Raw genomic sequence first — 17,059 nt, 5'->3', positions numbered from 1 at the left:
GCATGTCGATGCTGCGGGCGCTGGCGGCGTTCGCGATCCTCTTGTGGGGCGTGTCCGGGGTCGTGCCCGCGCAAGCGCAGACCGCGCTGCGCCTGTACAAGACTTATTCCGGCAACATCAACTTCACCGGCACGCAGGCCACCCTGCGCAAATGGGCCGAGGGGAATCAGTCCTGCCACGTCAGCTCGCCCAACAAGAAAGAAAAGGCGAAGCTCACCCTGCCGTTCCTGTCGAACGTGGTGTCGGCCCAGCTGTACTGGGCCGGTTCGGGCAGTAGTCCCGACAGGACCGTGACGATGAACGGCTATTCGATCACCGCGAGCTCCACGCGCAGCTATACCGCCAGCGTGGCCAACGGCATTCCGTATTTCAGCAGCGCGGCCGACGTGACCAGTATCGTCAGGGAGTACGGCAGCGGCGACTACAGCTTCAGCGGCCTGAGCGTGTCGAACGGCAGCCTGCATTGCGACCGCAACGCCGTGCTGGGCGGCTTCTCGCTGCTGGTGGTGTACTCGAACGGCAGCGAGTCCTACCGCAACCTGAACATCTACGAGGGATTCCAGCCCCTGTACTACGCCGAACTGCGCTTCACGATGACCAACTTCCGCACGCCGGACAACGTGACCACGACCGAGCGCGGCCGCTTTGGCCACATCGTGTGGGAAGGCGACCAGGGCTTGTCGGCCAATGCCGAGGCGGTCTACTTCACGGGGAACAACACCAGCTCGATCCTGACCAATGGCGCCTATGCGCCCGCGGGCAACCAGTTTAATTCGCAGAGCAGCGTCAACAAAGACGCCGCATCGGTCGGCGTCGACTTCGACACCTACGAGATCGGCCCGTTCACGGCCCGGCAGAACGTCGCCAGCGCCACCTTCCGCGCGACCGAGGACATGATCCTGCTGAGCACGGCCGTCCTGGCCGTGCCGAGCGCGCCGGACGCCGACCTGGCGCTCGAGATGGTGCAGAACGGCCCGCTCAAGGAAAACGCCCCGGCCAGCTACAACTTCACGGTGAACAACAAGGGGCCGTCAGCGGACGATGGGCCGATCACCGTGCGCATTACGCTGCCTTCCAGTCAGACCTACACGTCGGCCACCGGCACCGACTGGAGCTGCACGGTCTTCGGCCAGGTGGTGACCTGCAACTACGCGCAGACGCTCGCCATGAACGAGGTGACGCCGCCGCTGGTGCTGAACACCAAGGTCACCAAGGCGGGCGAGATGACGGTCAGCGCGACGGTGACGGGGTCGATGGACCCGGATACCAGCAACAATACCAAGAGCGTCAAATCGACCACGGTGGTGCCTCAGGCGGCAGGCTACAAATTCACCAGCGTCAAATGCGCGGTCGGAGCGGTGGTGGGATCGAGCGCCTGCCCGCTGTATGACGAGACCACCAACGGGATCGTGGCGGGGAACGTGGCGCCGGTATGGGTGACTGCTGTCTCCGAGGGCAAGGCGCTGGCGGTCAGCACCAGCCAGACCGTCACCGCGCCGCTCCAGTTCGCGCTGGGCTGCTACGGTCCGCAATCCTCGACGGCGCAGGCCAGGTACAGCCACACGGTCGGGACGGCGACCACCACGATCAGCCTGGACAAGTGCAGCTCGGCCACCGGCATGCCGACTTGGCAGTCCCTGACCTTGAGCTATCCGGCCAACACCGCATCGGTCGAGACCAGGTTTTCCTACCTCGATGTCGGCATCCTCAAGCTCTTCCTGAAGGACAGCAAGGGCCTGCTCGACGACGCCGACCTTGTTTCGGTGCCGGCCAAGCTCGAACTGGCAATCGTCCGCAATGATGGCAGCTATGCGAACCCCAAGACCAAGGAGCTGACCGAGGTGGGTTTCGCGATGGCCGGCGAGACGTTTACGATGTCCCTGGTCGCGCGTGCCAGCACCGGCGAGGAGCTCAAGGGCTTCGGCAACGAAGGTGTCGCCCTGCGGCCGAAACCGGTACTCGCCATGGCGGGGACGGGGGCGCTGAAGGACGTGTCGGCGCAAGAGCTGACCAAGCTGGAAGGAAGCTTCCCCGATGCTGGCGCCTTCAAGGGCACGGCGTTCAGCTGGAGCCAGGTCGGCAGCTTCGAACTCACGGCCGCGGTCGCAGCCTACCTTGGCACGAGCCGCGACTACACCACCGACCTGCAGACCGTGGGCCGTTTCTACCCGGCGTATTTCTCGACCATCGTCGACGGCAATTTCGATTGCGTGCCCCGCATGAAATGTCCGGCCGAAGGTTTGGCGGCGATCACGACCGCGACGCATTCGACCCAGGGCTTTGCGGTGCAGGTCAAGGCGCATGATGTCGACGGCGGCGAGCTCTCTTTCTTCAACAGCGTTCGCTTCCCGACCCTGGTGCCGGAAATTAACCTGCAGGCCGTGAGCAAGCCGGGTACCGGTACCGCCATTGTCGCACCCGCGAACGGTGGCCTCACTCTGGGAGGCAGCAACAAACGCTTGACTACCCGAGCGGCCGCCTACGGTCTCGGGACCGCGTTCGACGCGAGAGCCACGCGCAGTAAGGCCGGCTGGCCGCCCCCGGCCGCGATCTACCTGCGCGCGACCGCCGCCGAGAGCCGCGGCGGCAAAGGTGCGCTCACCTTGAGCTCTGTACAGACCGACATCGACCAATCGATCGAAGGCGGCATCATGGTCGTGACCGGCCGGGTCGAGGTCGCCAATGTCTTCGGCTCCGAACGGCTGAGCACCCGCATCCCACTGCAGGCACAGTTCTGGACCGGCACCGCCTGGGCGCCAACCTCGACCTTCACCGACCCGGACGAGCTCAACGTCAGCCAGGTACGCTTTTCCAGCTGCACCCGCTCGCTGAAGGTCGCCGGCATGAGCGGCACCGCCAACTGCATCGCCCTGGACTCGGCCAGCGCCGGCGCCTTGCCGCTCACGGATGGCCGCGCGGTGTACGCGATTGCCCCAGTCGGCGCCAACCGGCAGGGCAGTGTATTGGTCAACCTCGACAGCCCGGCCTGGCTGCCCAGCACCTTCGGACAAGTGAGCTTTGGTCAATACCGCAGTCCGGTCATCTACGTGCGCGAAGTCTATTGATAACGAAATCGGGCAAAAACGGCGCGAAACGCACACGTAGCGGGTAATCCGAGAGATTTAGTGATGGTTTTCGGCACTTCTTGAATATAATCAAGAGGTAGCCGAAACCCTTCACTTTTCGTCGATCGACTCCCGGGCGTGCATGCGTTTTTTTAAGAGAGCAAAGAAAAAAGATGGCTGGTTGAGCATCGCCGTCCAGCGCGACGGGATTGCTGCCGCCAGCGTCAAGCGCATCGCCGAGGGCAAGCCCTTCGTGCGCTTTGCGCAATTCCTTCCGGGCCAGGACACCGCGGCCGTGCTCGAAAAGGCCGCGCGCGAAGGCCAGGCCAACAGCTTCCGCTGCGCCACCGTGCTGGCGGGCGGCGAGTACCAGGTCCTGAGCGTCGAGGCGCCGAACGTGCCCAAGGACGAGATGAAGACCGCCATCCGCTGGCGCCTCAAGGACATCCTCGATTTCCCGGTCGACCAGGCCACCATCGACGTGCTCGACATTCCCGTCGACGCCAATGCCGGCGCGCGCGCCCAGCAGTCGGTGTTCGTGGTCGCGGCGCGCAATACCGTGATCGCCCCGCGCCAGAAACTCTTCCTGGACGCCAAGGTCGATCTGGGCGTGATCGACATTCCCGAAATGGCCCAGCGGAATATCTCGGCCATGCTGGCGCCGGAAGGGCGGGGCGTGGCCATGCTCTCGTTCGGCGAGGACGGCGGTCTGCTGACGGTCACCTACAAAGGCGAGCTCTACCTGTCGCGCCGCTTCGACGTCACCATCGAACAGCTGCTCGAACCCGACCACGAGCGCAAGCACGCCAGCTTCGACCGCATCACGCTCGAGTTGCAGCGTTCGCTCGACCACTTCGAGCGCCAGTATTCCTTCATCAGCGTGGCCAAGCTGGTGCTCGGCCCGTCGGATGTGAGCGGCCTCGAGGAGTACCTGTCGAGCAACCTGTACACCCCGGTCGAAAGCCTGGACCTGGCCAGCTTGCTCGACTTCTCGCGTACCCCCGAGCTGGCCGACAAGTCGGTCCAGCAGCGCTTCTTCCTGGCACTGGGCGCCGCCTTGCGCGAGGAGGTGGCGGCATGAGCCAGCAGATCAATCTGTTCAACCCGGCCTTCCTGCCCCAGAAGAAGGTCCTGACCGCCGGCACCATGGCGATCGCCCTGGCCGTGCTGGTGGCCGGCCTCGGGGGGCTGCTCGCCTATGGTAAGGTACGCACCGAAAGTCTGCGCGCCGAAGCCGAGGCCGGCGCGCTGCGCCTGAAGCAGAAGCAGGAGCGCCTGGCGAGCGTCAACACCGATTTCGCGCCGCGCCAGAAGAGCCGCGAGCTCGACGCCGAGATCCTGGAGGCCGAGGCCCACCTGGCCTCGCTGCGCCACATTTCCGGCATCATCGAGCGCGGCGACCTGGGCGACACCAGGGGCTATGCCGGCTACTTCCGCGCGCTGGCGCGCCAGAGCGTGCCGGGCCTGTGGCTGACCGGCGTGACCGTGGCCGGCGCCGGCAAGGACATCGGCATCAAGGGCCGCACCACCGACCCGGCCAAGGTGCCGGGCTACCTGAACCGTCTGACCGGCGAGCCCCTGATGCAGGGCAAGGCCTTCACCAGCCTGCAGATCCGCCAGGCGGCGCCGGTTAACGCCACGGGTGCGGACGGCAAGCCGTCCACCGTTCCGGCGCCCTATGTGGAGTTCAGCCTGCAATCGGTGGCCGAAGAGGTGCGCCAATGAAGGCTGTACCAATGAAGGCGCGCATCAAGGAACTGGCGGCGAAGATCGACGCGCTGAGCCTGCGCGAACGTGGATTGATGTTCGCCGCCGTCGTGGCTGTTATCGTGTTCCTGGCGCACTCGATGGCGCTCGGCCCCTTGCTGCGCGACCAGGATACCCTGCGCGACCAGATCGCCCAGCAGCGCAACAACATGATGGGCCTGGACGGGGAGATCACCGCCAAGGTACAGGCTTACCAGGTCGATCCGGATGCGCCCGCGCGCAAGCGGCTGGCCGCGATCAAGGAAGAAACCGCCCGCCTGAACGAGGCCCTGCTGGCCATGGAACACGGACTGGTGGCGCCGGAGCGCATGGCGCCGCTGGTCGAGTCCATCCTCAAGGCCAACGGCCGCCTGAAGCTGGTGTCGCTGCGCACCCTGCCTTCCGAGCCGCTGTCGGGCGCGGAAGGGGCGGGCAACGCGCCGCCGCCGGCGCCGCCCACGCCGGCGCCACAGCCCGCGCCGGGTACGCTGGGCGCATTGCAGCCGCCCATGGCGCCTGCGCCCGGAGCGGCAGCAGCAGGGGCCGCCCCGGCAGCCGCGGCGCCCAAGCAAGCCGATCTGCTGTACCGCCATGGTGTCGAAGTCACCGTGCGCGGCAATTATCTCGACATGGTCGATTACATGAGCGCGCTCGAAACCATGCCCACCCGGCTGTTCTGGGGCAAGGCGCAGCTCGACGTGGAGGAGTATCCGGCATCCCGCCTGACCCTCACCCTGTACACCCTGAGCCTGGACCGGAAATGGATGAAGCTGTGAAGAACCTGATCCTGACGACCCTGGCGGGCCTCGCGCTCGCCCACCTGCCTGCCGGTGCGCAGGCCCTGACCGACCCGACCCGCCCGCCGGCAGCCCTCGAAGGCGCACGCGCCGACGGCGCCGGCGACAGTTTGCCGCGCCTGCAGTCGGTGCTGATTTCGCCGCGCGCCGGCGGACGCCACGTGGCCGTGATCGACGGTGAAACCGTGCGGCTGGGCGATTCCTTCCGCGGCGCCCGCGTGGTGCGCATGACCCAGACCGAGGTCGAGCTGGCGCGCGGCGCCGAGCGCCAGGTGCTGCGTCTCGACGTCGCCGCCGCGACCGTCGCCGGCATGACCCGGGCGGTCCAATGAAGCGTGGCACCGCGATGGGCAAGCTGCTGCTCCTGGGCGCCGGCGCCGCCGGCGTGCTGCTGCTGTCCGGCTGCGACACCGCCCCGAAGAACGACGCCCCGGACCTGATCGCGAAGGAGATGGCCAAGGCCGCTGCCAAGCCTGCCGCCGCGCCGGTGGTCGACCAGGCAGTCGCCAATGCGCTGCTGCCGCCGGCCAGCGCGCTGGCCAGCCAGCTGCCCAAGGCCCGTCCGGCGCTGGAAGAGCGCTTCAACGTCTCCTTCAATAACGTTCCGGCCCAGCAGTTCTTCCGCTCGATCGTGGCCGGCACCCGCTACAACATGCTGGTGCATCCGGACGTGAGCGGCAGCATCAGCGCCAACCTCAAGGACGTGACCCTGGCCGAGACGCTGGAAGCGATCCGCGAGATGTACGGCTACGACTACCGCATCGACGGCACCCGCATCACCATCCGCCCGCTGACGATGCAGACCCGGATGTTCCAGGTGAACTACCTGACCGCCAAGCGGCGCGGCATGTCGAACCTGCGCGTGACCTCGACCTCGGTGGCCGATGCCGGCACCAGCGGCAGCGGGTCCGGCGGCAGCGGCGGGCAGGGCGCCGGCAACCAGCCGAACAACAACCAGAATAACAACCGGAACGGCACCAGCAACCAGGTGCAGCTCGACAGCACCGACGTCAACACGGTCTCCGAGAACGACTTCTGGGGCGAGCTGAAGGCGGCCATCGACGCCATCGTCGGCTCGCGCGAAGGCGGGCGCAGCGTGGTGGTCAGCCCGCAGTCGGGCGTGGTCGTGATCCGCGCCATGCCGGACGAGCTGCGCAACGTCGACGCCTACCTGAAGGCCACCCAGCTGTCGGTCGACCGCCAGGTGATCCTGGAAGCGAAGATCATCGAGGTCGAGCTGAACGACCGCTTCCAGAGCGGCATCAACTGGGCCTCGTTCGCCTCGATCAGCAGCTCGCACCCGAACCGCGTGGCGACCGGCATGATCGGCCCGGGCGCCAACCTGGCGCCGCTGCCGCGCGACGGCGGCCAGCCGGCCGTGATCGGCAACGGCCAGGGCCTGTCGGCCAGCACCGGCTTCTCGCTGTCGAACGCCGCCACCGCCGCCGGCTCGCTGTTCGGTTTCGCCTTCCAGACCAATAACTTCGCCGCGCTACTGTCCTTCCTGGAGTCGCAGGGCAACGTGCACGTCCTGTCCAGCCCGCGCGTGGCGGCGATGAACAACCAGAAGGCCGTACTCAAGATCGGCACCGACGAGTTCTTCGTCACCGGCATCACCAACACCATCAACAATACCGAGAACGGCACCATCGTCACCCCGAGCGTGACCGTGCAGCCCTTCTTCTCGGGCGTGGTGCTGGACGTGACGCCCCAGATCGACGACAAGGGCAACATCCTGCTGCACGTGCATCCCTCGGTGAGCCAGGTCAGCACGGTCAACAAGGACGTCGACCTGGGTTCGTCGGGCATCTTCCGCCTGCCGCTCGCGGCGTCCAGCACGTCGGAGCTGGACAGCATCGTGCGCGGCCAGAACGGCCAGGTGGTCGCGATCGGCGGCCTGATGCGCCAGGCGACCATCGGCGACGTCGACCAGCTGCCGGGCGCCGACAAGGTGCCGGTGCTGGGCGCGCTGTTCCGCAACAAGAACCGCGTGACCCAGAAGCGCGAGCTGGTGGTCCTGATCAAGCCGACCATCGTCGAAGGCGCGAACGACTGGAGCGCGGACCTGCTGGACGCGGGCCGCAGGATCGAACAACTCGACCCGCGCACAAGGGAGCGCAAGTAATGTATGCGGCCCACTTCGGCCTGCGCGAGCTGCCCTTCGGGATCACCCCCGACACCAGCTATTTCTTCGGCAGCCCGCGCTCGCAGGAAGCCCTGAATACGCTGCTGGTGGCGGCGCGCACCGGCGAGGGCTTCATCAAGATCACAGGCGAAGTCGGCACCGGCAAGACCCTCCTGTGCCGCAAGTTCATGGCCTCGCTGGGCGAGGGCTTCGTGACCGCCTACATCCCGAATCCCTACCTGGAGCCGCGCACCCTGATGCTGGCCCTGGCCGAGGAGCTCGAGGTGCCGCTGGAGCGCGAGGTCGACCAGCACCGCCTGCTGAAGGCGATCACGCACCGGCTGCTTACCCTGGCCCGCGCCGGCAAGCGCGTGGTCCTGTGCCTGGACGAGGCCCAGGCGATTCCCGTGGAAAGCCTGGAAGCGATCCGCCTGCTGACCAACCTCGAGACCGAGAAGCGCAAGCTGCTGCAGATCGTCCTGTTCGGCCAGCCCGAGCTGAACCAGAAGCTGGAGCTCGAATCGATCCGCCAGCTGGCCCAGCGCATCACCTTCCACTACCACCTCGGCCCGATGAGCCGCGACGACCTCGACTTCTACGTGGCGCACCGCCTGCGGGTGGCGGGCTACACCGGCGCGCGCCTGTTCACCGGCGCCGCGATCAGGCAGCTGTACAAGGCCAGCGGCGGCGTGCCGCGCCTGGTCAATATCATGGCGCACAAGGCGATGATGCTGAGCTTCGGGCAGGGCAGGCAGCAGGTCGCCAGCGCCCACGTGACGACCGCCGCGCGTGATACGATCGGCGTGCGGCGCGACATCCTGGCCTGGCTTGCCGGTGGCGCCGCCGTCGCCGGCGCGTCCGCCGGCGTGGCGTGGATGCTGGGGATGTTCGCACGATGAGCCTGATAAACAAGATGCTGCAGGACCTCGATGCGCGCGGCGGCGAGCCGGGCGCGCCCGGCGTCGCGCCCGGCATCAAGCCGGTCATGGCGCCGGAGCGCCGCCTGCCGTGGTTGCGCGTGGCCGTGATCGGCGGCACCGTCGCGCTGCTGGGCGCCGTCGGCTATGCCGGCTTCGTGGGCTGGCGCATGAAGAACACGGCGGTGGCGGTCGAGGTGCCGGTGACGGAGCAGATGCACGCCGCCACGCAGATGACGGTGACGCCGCTGCCGGGCGACCGCAGCCGCGGCGAGTTCGGCGCCGCCGGCGCCCCGGCGCCGGTAGCCAAAACCGAGCCGGCGCCCGCGCAAGAAGAACCGGCCCCCGCGAAGGCGGAGCCCGCGCCGGCCAAGCCAGCACCCGCCGTGGCCAAGGAAGAACCCGTACCGGCGCCCAGGCAGCCGGTCGCCCGCGCCGAGCCGGCGCCGCAGTCCGTGCCCAAGCCGGCGTCGAAGCCGGTATCGAGGCCGGCGCCGAGCAGGGAGGTGGCGGCGCAGCCCGCGCCGGCCAGGTCGGCGCCTGTCGCCGCCCCGGGCCGCAGCGAGACGACCGCCCAGCGCGCCGAGAACGCCTACCGGCGCGCGCTGGCGAACCTGGAAGACGGCCGCGTGACCGAGGCGATCGCCAACCTGCAGGCGTCCCTGAAGGCCGACCCGCGCCACGAGGCGGCGCGCCAGACCCTGGTGGGGCTGCTGATCGAGGCCAAGCGTCCCGAAGAAGCGATGCGCCAGCTCGGGGCCGCGCTGGCGCTCGACGCGCGCCAGCCGGCGCTGGCGATGCTGATGGCGCGCCTGCAGCTCGAGCGCGGCGACCCGGCGGTGGGCACCTTGATGCGGACCTTGCCTTACGCCGCCGGCAACGGCGACTACCACGCCTTCCTGGCCGGTGTGCTGCAGCGCGAGGAACGCCACCGCGAAGCGGCCGAGCACTACCAGGCGGCGCTGCGGACCGCGTCCCAGAACGGCGTGTGGTGGATGGGCCTGGGCGTGTCGCTGCAGGCCGAGAAGCGCGATGCCGAAGCGGCGGGCGCTTTCCAGCGGGCGCTGGCGACCGGCACGCTGTCGCCCGAGCTGCAGGCGTTTGTCGAGCGCAAGCTCAAGCCCTTGGGCCGTTAGACCGCTGGACCGCCGAGGCGCGTGCGCGCCGCGTCCCAGGCGTGGTCGATGAACAGGCGCACCCGCGAGGGAATCCGGGTGCGCTGCGGGTAGTACATATAGATGCCGGCATTGCAGGTGTCGAGCTGCGGCAGCAGGTGCAGCAGGCGGCCGGCGGCGATCTCCTCGTCGACCAGGTATCCCGCCAGCTGGCCGATGCCAAGTCCTTCGCGCACCGCCGCGACTTCGCTCTCCGTCGTATTGAAACTCGCCACGCAGGGCACGTCCTGGTAGACAGTGCCGCCGTCGCCCTGCAGTTCCCAGGGCACCAGGCGGCCGCTGTTGGCCTGGCGGTAGCCGGTGCAGCGGTGGCCCAGCAGCTCGTCCACATCGCGCGGCGCCCCGAAGCGCGCCACATAGCCCGGCGCGGCGCAGATCTTCAGCACGATGTCCCCGACCCTTCGCGCCACCAGGTTGCGCTCGGGTGGATTGCCGGCACGGAAACCCACGTCGATCTTCGCGGCGACTAGGTCGGTGAACTGGTCGGCCAGGTGCAGGTCGAAGCGGGCGCGCGGATGCTGTTCCTGGAAGCTGCGCAGGATCGGCGCCAGCAGGTGGGTGCCGAGCGAGGTCGGCGCGGCGACCCGGATCAGGCCCTCGACCTCGTCGCGGCTGCCCTTGACCTGGTCGAGCGCTTCGTCCAGCAGGCGCAGGCCGGGATGCGCCAGCTCGTACAGGCGCTGGCCCTCGTCGGTCAGCGCCAGGCTGCGCGTGGTGCGGTGGAACAGGCGGACGCCCACGTGGTCCTCGAGCTGGCGGATCGCCTTGCTGACCGCCTGCGCCGACAAGCCTTCGGCCGCCGCCGCCTGGCTGAAGCTGCCGGCGCGCACCACGCCGATGAAAAGAGAGACGACCCTGGCCTTGTCCATGCGATTTACAACCAAAGAGTGAAAATCAAACAGCTTTCATCTATCTAGTGTAGCAGGTCGGCGGGGCCTAGACTTCCTTTCACCAACCACCCCTTTGAAAGGAAACGATCATGAAAACCTGGTTCATCACTGGCGCCTCCCGTGGTTTCGGCCTGCTCATCGCCAAGGCCGCGCTCGCCGTCGGCGACAAGGTGGTCGCTACCGCCCGCCAGCCGCAAGCCGTCATCGACGCCGTCGGCGCCCACGAGCATCTACTGGCGCTCGCCCTCGACGTCACCGACGAGCATGCCGCGGTGGCGGCGGCCGGGCAAGCCCTGGCGCGCTTCGGCCGTATCGACGTATTAGTCAATAACGCGGGCTACGGCCTCCTGGGCGCGGTCGAGGAGTCCTCGGCGGACGAGGTGCGCCGCATCTACGAGACCAATGTATTCGGCCTCCTGAACGTGACCCGGGCCGTGCTGCCGGCAATGCGGCGCCAGCGCGCCGGCCACGTCATCAATTTCTCGTCGCTGGGCGGTTATTCGGCGTATCACGGCTGGGGCGTGTATGGCTCGACCAAGTTCGCGGTCGAGGGCCTGTCGGAAGCGCTGGCCCAGGAGCTGGAACCGCTGGGCGTGCACGTGACCGTGGTCGAGCCGGGATTCTTCCGCACCGACTTCCTCGATGCCAGCTCGCTGTCTTCGACCGCCGCGCGCATCGGCGACTATGCCGACACGGTCGGCGCCATGCGCGCATTCGCCGACGGCGCCAACCACCGGCAACCGGGCGATCCGCACAAGCTGGCCAGCGCGATCGTGGTGCTGGCCGAGGCGCCCCGGCCGCCGCTGCGGCTGCAGCTGGGCAGCGATACGGTCGAGCGGGTGCGCGCCAAGCACCTGGCGGTCGAGCGCGAGCTGCGCGCCTGGCAGGCGCTGGCCGTGTCGACCGACCTGGCCGAAGCCGCGTGAATCGAGGGCTGGCGCGTCTACAGGCGCGCCAGCCGTTCCAGCGCCAGCCGCAGGGTCTCGTCCTTCTTCGCAAAACAGAAGCGCACGATGCCTGACTCCCGCGGCTGGCTGTAGAAGGCCGACACGGGAATCGCGGCCACCTTCGCCTCGGCCGTCAGCCATTTCGCGAACTCCGCTTCCGGCAACGCCGAGATCGCCTCGTAGCGCACGCACTGGAAGTAGGTGCCGTCGGATGGCAGCAGGCTGAAGCGGGTGCCGGCCAGGCCCTCGCGGAACAGGTCGCGCTTGTGCTGGTAGAAGGCCGGCAGCCCCAGGTAGGGCTGCGGGTCGCGCATGTAGGCCGCGATCCCGTGCTGCATGGGCGTGTTGACGGTGAAGATGTTGTACTGGTGAACCTTGCGGAATTCCGCCGTCAGCGCCGCCGGGGCGGCGACGTAGCCGACCTTCCAGCCGGTCACGTGGTAGGTCTTGCCGAAGCTCGACACCACGAAGGCGCGCTCGGCCAGCACCGGGTGGCGCGACACCGAGGCGTGCGGCTGGCCGTCGTAGACCATGTGCTCGTAGACCTCGTCGGACAGGATCAGGATGTCCGTGCCGCCGACGATGGCGGCCAGGGCATCCAGGTCCGCCTGGCGCAGGATGCTGCCGGTCGGGTTGTGCGGCGTGTTCACCACGATCATGCGGGTGCGCGCGCTGACGGCGGCCGCGACCCGGTCCCAGGGCACGCTGTAGCCGGCGTCGCCGACCTGCATCGCCACCGGCACCACGACGCCGCCGGCCAGCGCGATCGAGGGCGCATAGCTGTCGTAGGCCGGCTCGATGACGATCACCTCGTCGCCCGGGTGGACGCTGCACAGGATCGCCGTCATCAGGCCCTGGGTGGCGCCGGCGGTGACCGTGATCTCCTGGGCGGCGTCGTAGCGGCGGCCGTAGAGCGCCTCGATCTTGGCGGCGATGGCCTCGCGCAGGGCCGGCACGCCGGTCATGAAGGGATACTGGTTGTGGCCCGCGCGCATGGCCTCGTCCACGAAGCCGACCAGCCTGGGGTCGCAATCGAAGTCGGGGAAACCCTGGCCGAGATTGACGGCCTGGTGCTGGGCGGCGAGGGCGGACATCTGGGTGAACACGGTGGTGCCGACCTGCGGCAGGCGGGAAACGATGGCTGGGGTAGTCATGGCGTCATGAAAGAACGGATCCGGCTTATTCTACCGTCGCGCCGGAAGCCTCGCTGGCGACCGAATCAGCGGAAGCGCGGGCCTTGATCCAGGCTTCCGGCAGCATGATCTTGAACATCCCTTCGCGCACCGTCTTGCGCCCGAGCTTGAGCAGGGCCTTGTCCTTGGTGATCAGGACCCCGGCGCCGCTGTCGCGCGCCAGTTCCAGGAATTTCTGGTCGTCGCGGTCGGTGCAGACCGGCAGGCGCACGTGCACGGCGTCCGGCGCCACGACGCGCAGCAGCGTGTCGAAGCGGGCCGCGGCCTGGGCGCGCGTGGCTTCGTCCAGCGGCAGGTGAGGGTAGCGCAGGACGGCCAGGTATTCGTCGCGGCAATCGGCGCGCGTGACGGCCTCGACCTCGCCCGATTCGAGCGCCGCCAGCAAGCCGGCCCAGCGCGGATCGTGGAAGACGAAGAGGTCGAGCAGCACATTGGTGTCGATGACGATGGGTTTCCGGGAAGCAGGTATCATGTCGGCTGTTTATGTGAAGAAGAAGATGTTCGTTCCATGCTGATTGTTCTGTCGCCCGCCAAATCCCTCGACCTCGACACCCCGAGCACCACGCCCCAGCACACCACGCCCGATTTCATCGATAGCGCCGCCGAACTGGTCAAGGTGCTGCGCACGCAATCGCCGGCCGAGATTTCCGCGCTGATGGCCTTGTCGGACACCCTGTCGATGCTGAACGTGAGCCGCTACGCCCACTGGCATCCGGATCACAGCGAAGGCCGCCAGGCGGTCATGGCCTTCAACGGCGATGTGTACACGGGCCTCGACGCGCGCTCGCTGGCGCCGGAAGCATTGGCCTTCACCCAGCGCCACGTGCGTATCCTGTCGGGCCTGTACGGGCTGCTGCGTCCGCTCGACCTGATCCATCCCTATCGGCTGGAGATGGGCACGAAGCTGGCGAATCCGCGCGGCAAGGACTTGTATGCGTTCTGGGGCGAGACGATCACCGACGCCCTGAACCGCCAGCTGCGCGAGACCGGATCGGCGGCGCTGGTCAACCTGGCGTCGGAAGAATACTTCAAGTCGGTCAAGCCGAAGAAGCTGGCCGTGCCGGTTCTCAATCCGGTGTTCGAGGACTGGAAAAACGGCAAGTACAAGATCATCTCGTTCTTCGCCAAGCGCGCGCGCGGCATGATGGCGCGCTATGCGGCGCAGCACGGCATCCTTGATCCGGAGCAGCTCAAGGAATTCGACGTCGACGGCTACGCCTTCGAGCCGGCGGCTTCAAGCGAACGCGAGTGGGTGTTCCGCCGCAAGATCGCACAATGAATGCACACCGGCCCGCCGCAACGGGCCGGCGCGGGCATTATTGCACGGCGTCTTTCGGCGCCGGCTTGGCCGTGGCCTTCGACCAGAACTGCCACCATGGGGCGTCGCCCTTGGCGTTCGGGTTCAGGAAGCGGCTGTTCGGATAGTTCAGCGTGAACACGCGCTGGGTGTCGTCGCGCAGCACCGGCATGCCGAGCTTGTCGTAGGCGCGGATCATCAGGAACAGGGCTTCCTCGCGCGCCGGGGCGTCGCTGTAGTTGGTCACCGCATCCTGGGCGCGGTTCAGGGCTGCCAGGTAGGCGCCGCGGCGATAGTAGTAATTCGCCACGTGCACTTCGTACTGCGCCATCGCGTTGATCAGGTAGTTCATGCGCGAGATCGAGTCCGGCGCATATTTGCTGTTCGGGAACTTGTCGACCAGGGCCTTGAAGGCGGCGAAGGCTTCGCGGGTCGCCTTCGGATCGCGCTCGGTCGGGTCCTGCTCATAGATGAAGCTGAGGAAGCCCAACTGGTCGTTGAAGTTGATCAGGCCGCGCAGGTAGTACATGTAGTCGACCTGGGGATGGTTCGGGTGCAGCTTGATGAAGCGCTCGACGGCGGCCAGCGCCTCGGCCTGGTCCTGCGCCTTGTAGTGGGCGTAGGCGATCTCCATCTGGGCCTGGGAGGCGTAGGTGCCGAAGGGATAGTTGGATTCGAGACGTTCGAACAGCTTGATTGCCGCTTCGTAGTGCCCGCCGGCCATCTCATCGCGCGCCTCAGCGTATAATTTCTCCGCTGACCAGTTTTTGGTTTCATCGGCGCGTTCCGGCAAAATACCGCATGCGGACAGGCCGACGAGGGCGCAAGTAGCGACCAATACAGACAATTTTTTTTGCATAGCTCTAAGCAAGAAGTTTACCGAGGGGAATCCCGAGAAAACGTAGCGAGCGGCAGCAGTGTTGGCTGAGAAGCGCAGCTGTACTTGAGTACAGCGAGCATCGCAGGCCAACAATGCAACGCGCAGCAGTTTTCCCGGGATTCCCGGATTCAACGAACAGCTGATTATAGCTGATGGGACACACGTGATTTTAACTCCTGCGCCGAAATCGGCGGAAATGCCTTTGGACACCGATCTGGACGACGACCTGGAAGGGGGCTTCGAAGCCACTTCCGGTGTCGACCTGTCGCCGATTACCCTGAATTTAACGCCCGAGGCTTGCGGCCAGCGCCTGGACAAGGTCGTCGCCGGCCTGGTGCCGCAATTCTCGCGCAGCCGCCTGCAGCTCTGGTTTGAAGGCGGCCACATCAAGGTGGACGGCAAGCCGGCGCGCGGCAAGGATACCGCCTACGGCGACGAAGTCATCGTCATCGAGCCGCAGGCCGCCCCGGAAGACACCGCCTTCACGCCGGAGGCGATGGACCTGAACATCGTCTATGAAGACGAGGACATCCTGGTGATCAACAAGCCGGCCGGCCTGGTGGTCCATCCGGGCGCCGGCAACTGGACCGGCACCATGCTCAACGGCCTGCTGCACCACTGCCCGCAGCTGGTGGGGGTGCCGCGCGCCGGCATCGTGCACCGCCTCGACAAGGACACGAGCGGCTTGATGGTGGTCGGCAAGACCCTGGCGTCGCAGACCGACCTGGTGCGCCAGCTGCAGGCGCGCACCGTCAAGCGCGAATACTTCGCCCTGGTGTGGGGCACCCCGCGCCTGTCCGGCACGATCGACGCCGGCATGGGCCGCGACCCGCGCGACCGCGTCAAGATGGCGGTGTCGACCAGCCCCTTCGCCAAGCCGGCCATCACCCATTACGAGCGCGTGGCCAGCGGCGAACTCGATCGCCGTCCGGTGAGCCTGGTGCGCTGCAGGCTGGAAACCGGCCGCACCCACCAGATCCGCGTGCACATGCAATCGCTGGGCTTCGCGCTGGTGGGCGACAATGTCTATGGCAAGCGCCACCTGACCCCGGTCTTCCATCGCCAGGCGCTGCAGGCACGGCGCCTCGGCCTGGTGCATCCGGGCACGGGCGAACACTGCGAATGGACCGTGCCGCTGGCCGACGATTTCGCCGAACTGATCGCGCGCGCCGGCATCGAAGAGCCAGGCGACGATGACCTGCCCGCCGCAGGCGACGCCGACGACGGGGACGAGGAGTAAATGGAACGCGGCGCACTGGTATTCCCGGACTGGCCCGACCTGCCGGCCACGGCCGGCGCGCTGGCGACCAGCCGCGACGGCGGGGTCAGCACCGGGCCCTACGATGACGGCAAGGGCGGCGGCGGCCTGAACCTGGGCCTGCACGTGGGCGACGATCCCGACACCGTGCGCGCCAACCGCGCGCGGCTGCAGGAAGTCTTGCCCGGCCGTCCCGCCTGGATCTCGCAGGTGCATGGCGCCGACGTGGTCGATGCCGCCACCGTAGGGCCGGACCAGCCGGTGCGGGTGGGCGACGCCAGTATCGCCACCGCGCCCGGCGTGATGTGCGCGATCCTGACCGCCGACTGCCTGCCGGTACTGTTCGCCGACCTCGACGGCAAAGTGGTGGGTGCCGCCCATGCGGGCTGGCGCGGCTTGGCCGGCGGCGTGCTGGGCGCGACCGTGGCCGCCATGCGCAAGGCCGGGGCAGGGGAGATCACGGCCTGGATGGGCCCGGCGATCGGCGCCACCGCCTTCGAAGTCGGTCCCGACGTGCTCGACGCGTTTACGAAAGCACTGCCGGGGGCGGAGGCGCGCGCGGCGTTCAAGCCCTACCCTGGCCGCGAAGGCAAATACTTGGCCGACATGTTCGCATTGGCGCGCGCCATGCTGGCGAAGGAAGGCGTCACCCGTGTCCATGGCGGCACCCTGTGCACGGCCACCGCCCCGGAACGCTTTTACTCCTATCGCCGCGACGGCGTCACTGGCCGCCAGGCAAGTTTGATCTGGCTCAAATAATACGGCGGCC

At 67.5% G+C, this 17,059-nt stretch carries 16 protein-coding genes; 12 read left to right on the top strand and 4 right to left on the bottom strand.

Translation table 11 applies throughout. The features are described from left to right. The first annotated feature begins 2 nt into the window (after nt 1-2). The 8 genes from V7778_RS10885 (at nt 3) to V7778_RS10850 (ending at nt 9,786) form a co-directional block, all read left to right on the top strand. Nucleotides 3-3,065, top strand: coding sequence for a DUF6701 domain-containing protein (locus V7778_RS10885; protein WP_335555063.1), 3,063 nt, complete (start codon nt 3-5; stop codon nt 3,063-3,065). Between the two features lie 142 nt (nt 3,066-3,207). Continuing rightward, complete coding sequence (locus V7778_RS10880; RefSeq protein WP_442920717.1) at nt 3,208-4,146, top strand: agglutinin biogenesis protein MshI; 939 nt, start codon at nt 3,208-3,210, stop codon at nt 4,144-4,146. Then, on the top strand, nt 4,143-4,790 hold the full coding sequence (locus V7778_RS10875; protein ID WP_335555059.1) for a hypothetical protein: 648 nt from the start codon (nt 4,143-4,145) through the stop codon (nt 4,788-4,790). The genes V7778_RS10880 and V7778_RS10875 overlap by 4 nt, the downstream gene beginning before the upstream one ends. Next, the gene (locus V7778_RS10870) at nt 4,787-5,587 is read left to right on the top strand and encodes a hypothetical protein (protein ID WP_335555057.1); all 801 of its coding nucleotides are present in this window, start codon (nt 4,787-4,789) and stop codon (nt 5,585-5,587) included. The genes V7778_RS10875 and V7778_RS10870 overlap by 4 nt, the downstream gene beginning before the upstream one ends. Next, nucleotides 5,572-5,940, top strand: coding sequence for a hypothetical protein (locus V7778_RS10865; RefSeq protein WP_335555055.1), 369 nt, complete (start codon nt 5,572-5,574; stop codon nt 5,938-5,940). The genes V7778_RS10870 and V7778_RS10865 overlap by 16 nt, the downstream gene beginning before the upstream one ends. Then, nucleotides 5,937-7,733, top strand: coding sequence for a pilus (MSHA type) biogenesis protein MshL (mshL, locus tag V7778_RS10860; protein WP_442920716.1), 1,797 nt, complete (start codon nt 5,937-5,939; stop codon nt 7,731-7,733). The genes V7778_RS10865 and mshL overlap by 4 nt, the downstream gene beginning before the upstream one ends. Next, entirely contained in the window at nt 7,733-8,632 is a 900-nt protein-coding gene (locus V7778_RS10855; RefSeq protein ID WP_335555054.1) for an ExeA family protein, read from the top strand. The genes mshL and V7778_RS10855 overlap by 1 nt, the downstream gene beginning before the upstream one ends. Next, nucleotides 8,629-9,786, top strand: coding sequence for a tetratricopeptide repeat protein (locus V7778_RS10850; RefSeq protein ID WP_335555052.1), 1,158 nt, complete (start codon nt 8,629-8,631; stop codon nt 9,784-9,786). The genes V7778_RS10855 and V7778_RS10850 overlap by 4 nt, the downstream gene beginning before the upstream one ends. Here V7778_RS10850 and V7778_RS10845 read toward each other — a convergent pair. Next, nucleotides 9,783-10,694: a LysR family transcriptional regulator gene (locus V7778_RS10845; protein WP_335555050.1), complete on the bottom strand. Its 912-nt coding sequence runs from the start codon at nt 10,692-10,694 to the stop codon at nt 9,783-9,785. The two genes, V7778_RS10850 and V7778_RS10845, sit on opposite strands and share 4 nt — an antisense overlap. A gap of 110 nt (nt 10,695-10,804) precedes the next feature. On the opposite strand from V7778_RS10845, the gene V7778_RS10840 reads away from it, so the two are divergent. After that, nucleotides 10,805-11,641 carry an oxidoreductase gene (locus tag V7778_RS10840; RefSeq protein ID WP_335555048.1) on the top strand — a complete coding sequence of 279 codons (837 nt, stop codon included), beginning with the start codon at nt 10,805-10,807 and terminating at the stop codon, nt 11,639-11,641. A 17-nt stretch (nt 11,642-11,658) separates the two neighbouring features. Here the strand turns inward: V7778_RS10840 and V7778_RS10835 are convergent, their stop codons facing one another. Continuing rightward, the gene (locus V7778_RS10835) at nt 11,659-12,816 is read right to left on the bottom strand and encodes a pyridoxal phosphate-dependent aminotransferase (protein WP_335555046.1); all 1,158 of its coding nucleotides are present in this window, start codon (nt 12,814-12,816) and stop codon (nt 11,659-11,661) included. 25 nt (nt 12,817-12,841) lie between these two features. Further along, on the bottom strand, nt 12,842-13,327 hold the full coding sequence (locus tag V7778_RS10830) for a putative toxin-antitoxin system toxin component, PIN family (RefSeq protein WP_335555044.1): 486 nt from the start codon (nt 13,325-13,327) through the stop codon (nt 12,842-12,844). 36 nt (nt 13,328-13,363) lie between these two features. Here V7778_RS10830 and yaaA point away from each other — a divergent pair, with 36 nt between their 5' ends. After that, nucleotides 13,364-14,134, top strand: a complete 771-nt coding sequence (yaaA, locus tag V7778_RS10825) for a peroxide stress protein YaaA (protein ID WP_335555042.1) — start codon at nt 13,364-13,366, stop codon at nt 14,132-14,134. Nucleotides 14,135-14,171: 37 nt separating this feature from the next. Here the strand turns inward: yaaA and V7778_RS10820 are convergent, their stop codons facing one another. Continuing rightward, nucleotides 14,172-15,011: an outer membrane protein assembly factor BamD gene (locus tag V7778_RS10820; RefSeq protein ID WP_335555040.1), complete on the bottom strand. Its 840-nt coding sequence runs from the start codon at nt 15,009-15,011 to the stop codon at nt 14,172-14,174. A 217-nt stretch (nt 15,012-15,228) separates the two neighbouring features. Between V7778_RS10820 and V7778_RS10815 the strand changes: the two genes are divergently transcribed. Next, a complete protein-coding gene (locus V7778_RS10815; RefSeq protein ID WP_335555039.1) occupies nt 15,229-16,272 on the top strand; it encodes an RluA family pseudouridine synthase in 1,044 nt (347 codons plus the stop codon). Beyond that, the gene (gene pgeF, locus V7778_RS10810) at nt 16,273-17,049 is read left to right on the top strand and encodes a peptidoglycan editing factor PgeF (RefSeq protein ID WP_335555037.1); all 777 of its coding nucleotides are present in this window, start codon (nt 16,273-16,275) and stop codon (nt 17,047-17,049) included. It begins immediately after the preceding gene. Nucleotides 17,050-17,059: the final 10 nt, after the last annotated feature.

This window comes from Massilia sp. DD77 (assembly GCF_036961685.1).
Lineage (GTDB): Bacteria > Pseudomonadota > Gammaproteobacteria > Burkholderiales > Burkholderiaceae_D > Telluria.
The sequence above is the reverse complement of the archived record's forward strand: the minus strand, read 5'-3'. Positions and strand labels throughout refer to the sequence as shown.

What these genes read in the sequence shown, in the direction of transcription:
- pgeF (WP_335555037.1), top strand. Translation starts at nt 16,273, where the DNA reads ATGGAACGCGGCGCACTGGTATTCCCGGACTGGCCCGACCTGCCGGCC.
- V7778_RS10875 (WP_335555059.1), top strand. Translation starts at nt 4,143, where the DNA reads ATGAGCCAGCAGATCAATCTGTTCAACCCGGCCTTCCTGCCCCAGAAG.
- V7778_RS10870 (WP_335555057.1), top strand. Translation starts at nt 4,787, where the DNA reads ATGAAGGCTGTACCAATGAAGGCGCGCATCAAGGAACTGGCGGCGAAG.
- V7778_RS10835 (WP_335555046.1), bottom strand. Translation starts at nt 12,816, where the DNA reads ATGACTACCCCAGCCATCGTTTCCCGCCTGCCGCAGGTCGGCACCACC.
- V7778_RS10815 (WP_335555039.1), top strand. Translation starts at nt 15,229, where the DNA reads ATGCCTTTGGACACCGATCTGGACGACGACCTGGAAGGGGGCTTCGAA.
- V7778_RS10820 (WP_335555040.1), bottom strand. Translation starts at nt 15,011, where the DNA reads ATGCAAAAAAAATTGTCTGTATTGGTCGCTACTTGCGCCCTCGTCGGC.
- V7778_RS10865 (WP_335555055.1), top strand. Translation starts at nt 5,572, where the DNA reads ATGGATGAAGCTGTGAAGAACCTGATCCTGACGACCCTGGCGGGCCTC.
- V7778_RS10880 (WP_442920717.1), top strand. Translation starts at nt 3,208, where the DNA reads ATGCGTTTTTTTAAGAGAGCAAAGAAAAAAGATGGCTGGTTGAGCATC.
- mshL (WP_442920716.1), top strand. Translation starts at nt 5,937, where the DNA reads ATGAAGCGTGGCACCGCGATGGGCAAGCTGCTGCTCCTGGGCGCCGGC.
- V7778_RS10830 (WP_335555044.1), bottom strand. Translation starts at nt 13,327, where the DNA reads ATGATACCTGCTTCCCGGAAACCCATCGTCATCGACACCAATGTGCTG.
- yaaA (WP_335555042.1), top strand. Translation starts at nt 13,364, where the DNA reads ATGCTGATTGTTCTGTCGCCCGCCAAATCCCTCGACCTCGACACCCCG.
- V7778_RS10855 (WP_335555054.1), top strand. Translation starts at nt 7,733, where the DNA reads ATGTATGCGGCCCACTTCGGCCTGCGCGAGCTGCCCTTCGGGATCACC.
- V7778_RS10845 (WP_335555050.1), bottom strand. Translation starts at nt 10,694, where the DNA reads ATGGACAAGGCCAGGGTCGTCTCTCTTTTCATCGGCGTGGTGCGCGCC.
- V7778_RS10850 (WP_335555052.1), top strand. Translation starts at nt 8,629, where the DNA reads ATGAGCCTGATAAACAAGATGCTGCAGGACCTCGATGCGCGCGGCGGC.
- V7778_RS10885 (WP_335555063.1), top strand. Translation starts at nt 3, where the DNA reads ATGTCGATGCTGCGGGCGCTGGCGGCGTTCGCGATCCTCTTGTGGGGC.
- V7778_RS10840 (WP_335555048.1), top strand. Translation starts at nt 10,805, where the DNA reads ATGAAAACCTGGTTCATCACTGGCGCCTCCCGTGGTTTCGGCCTGCTC.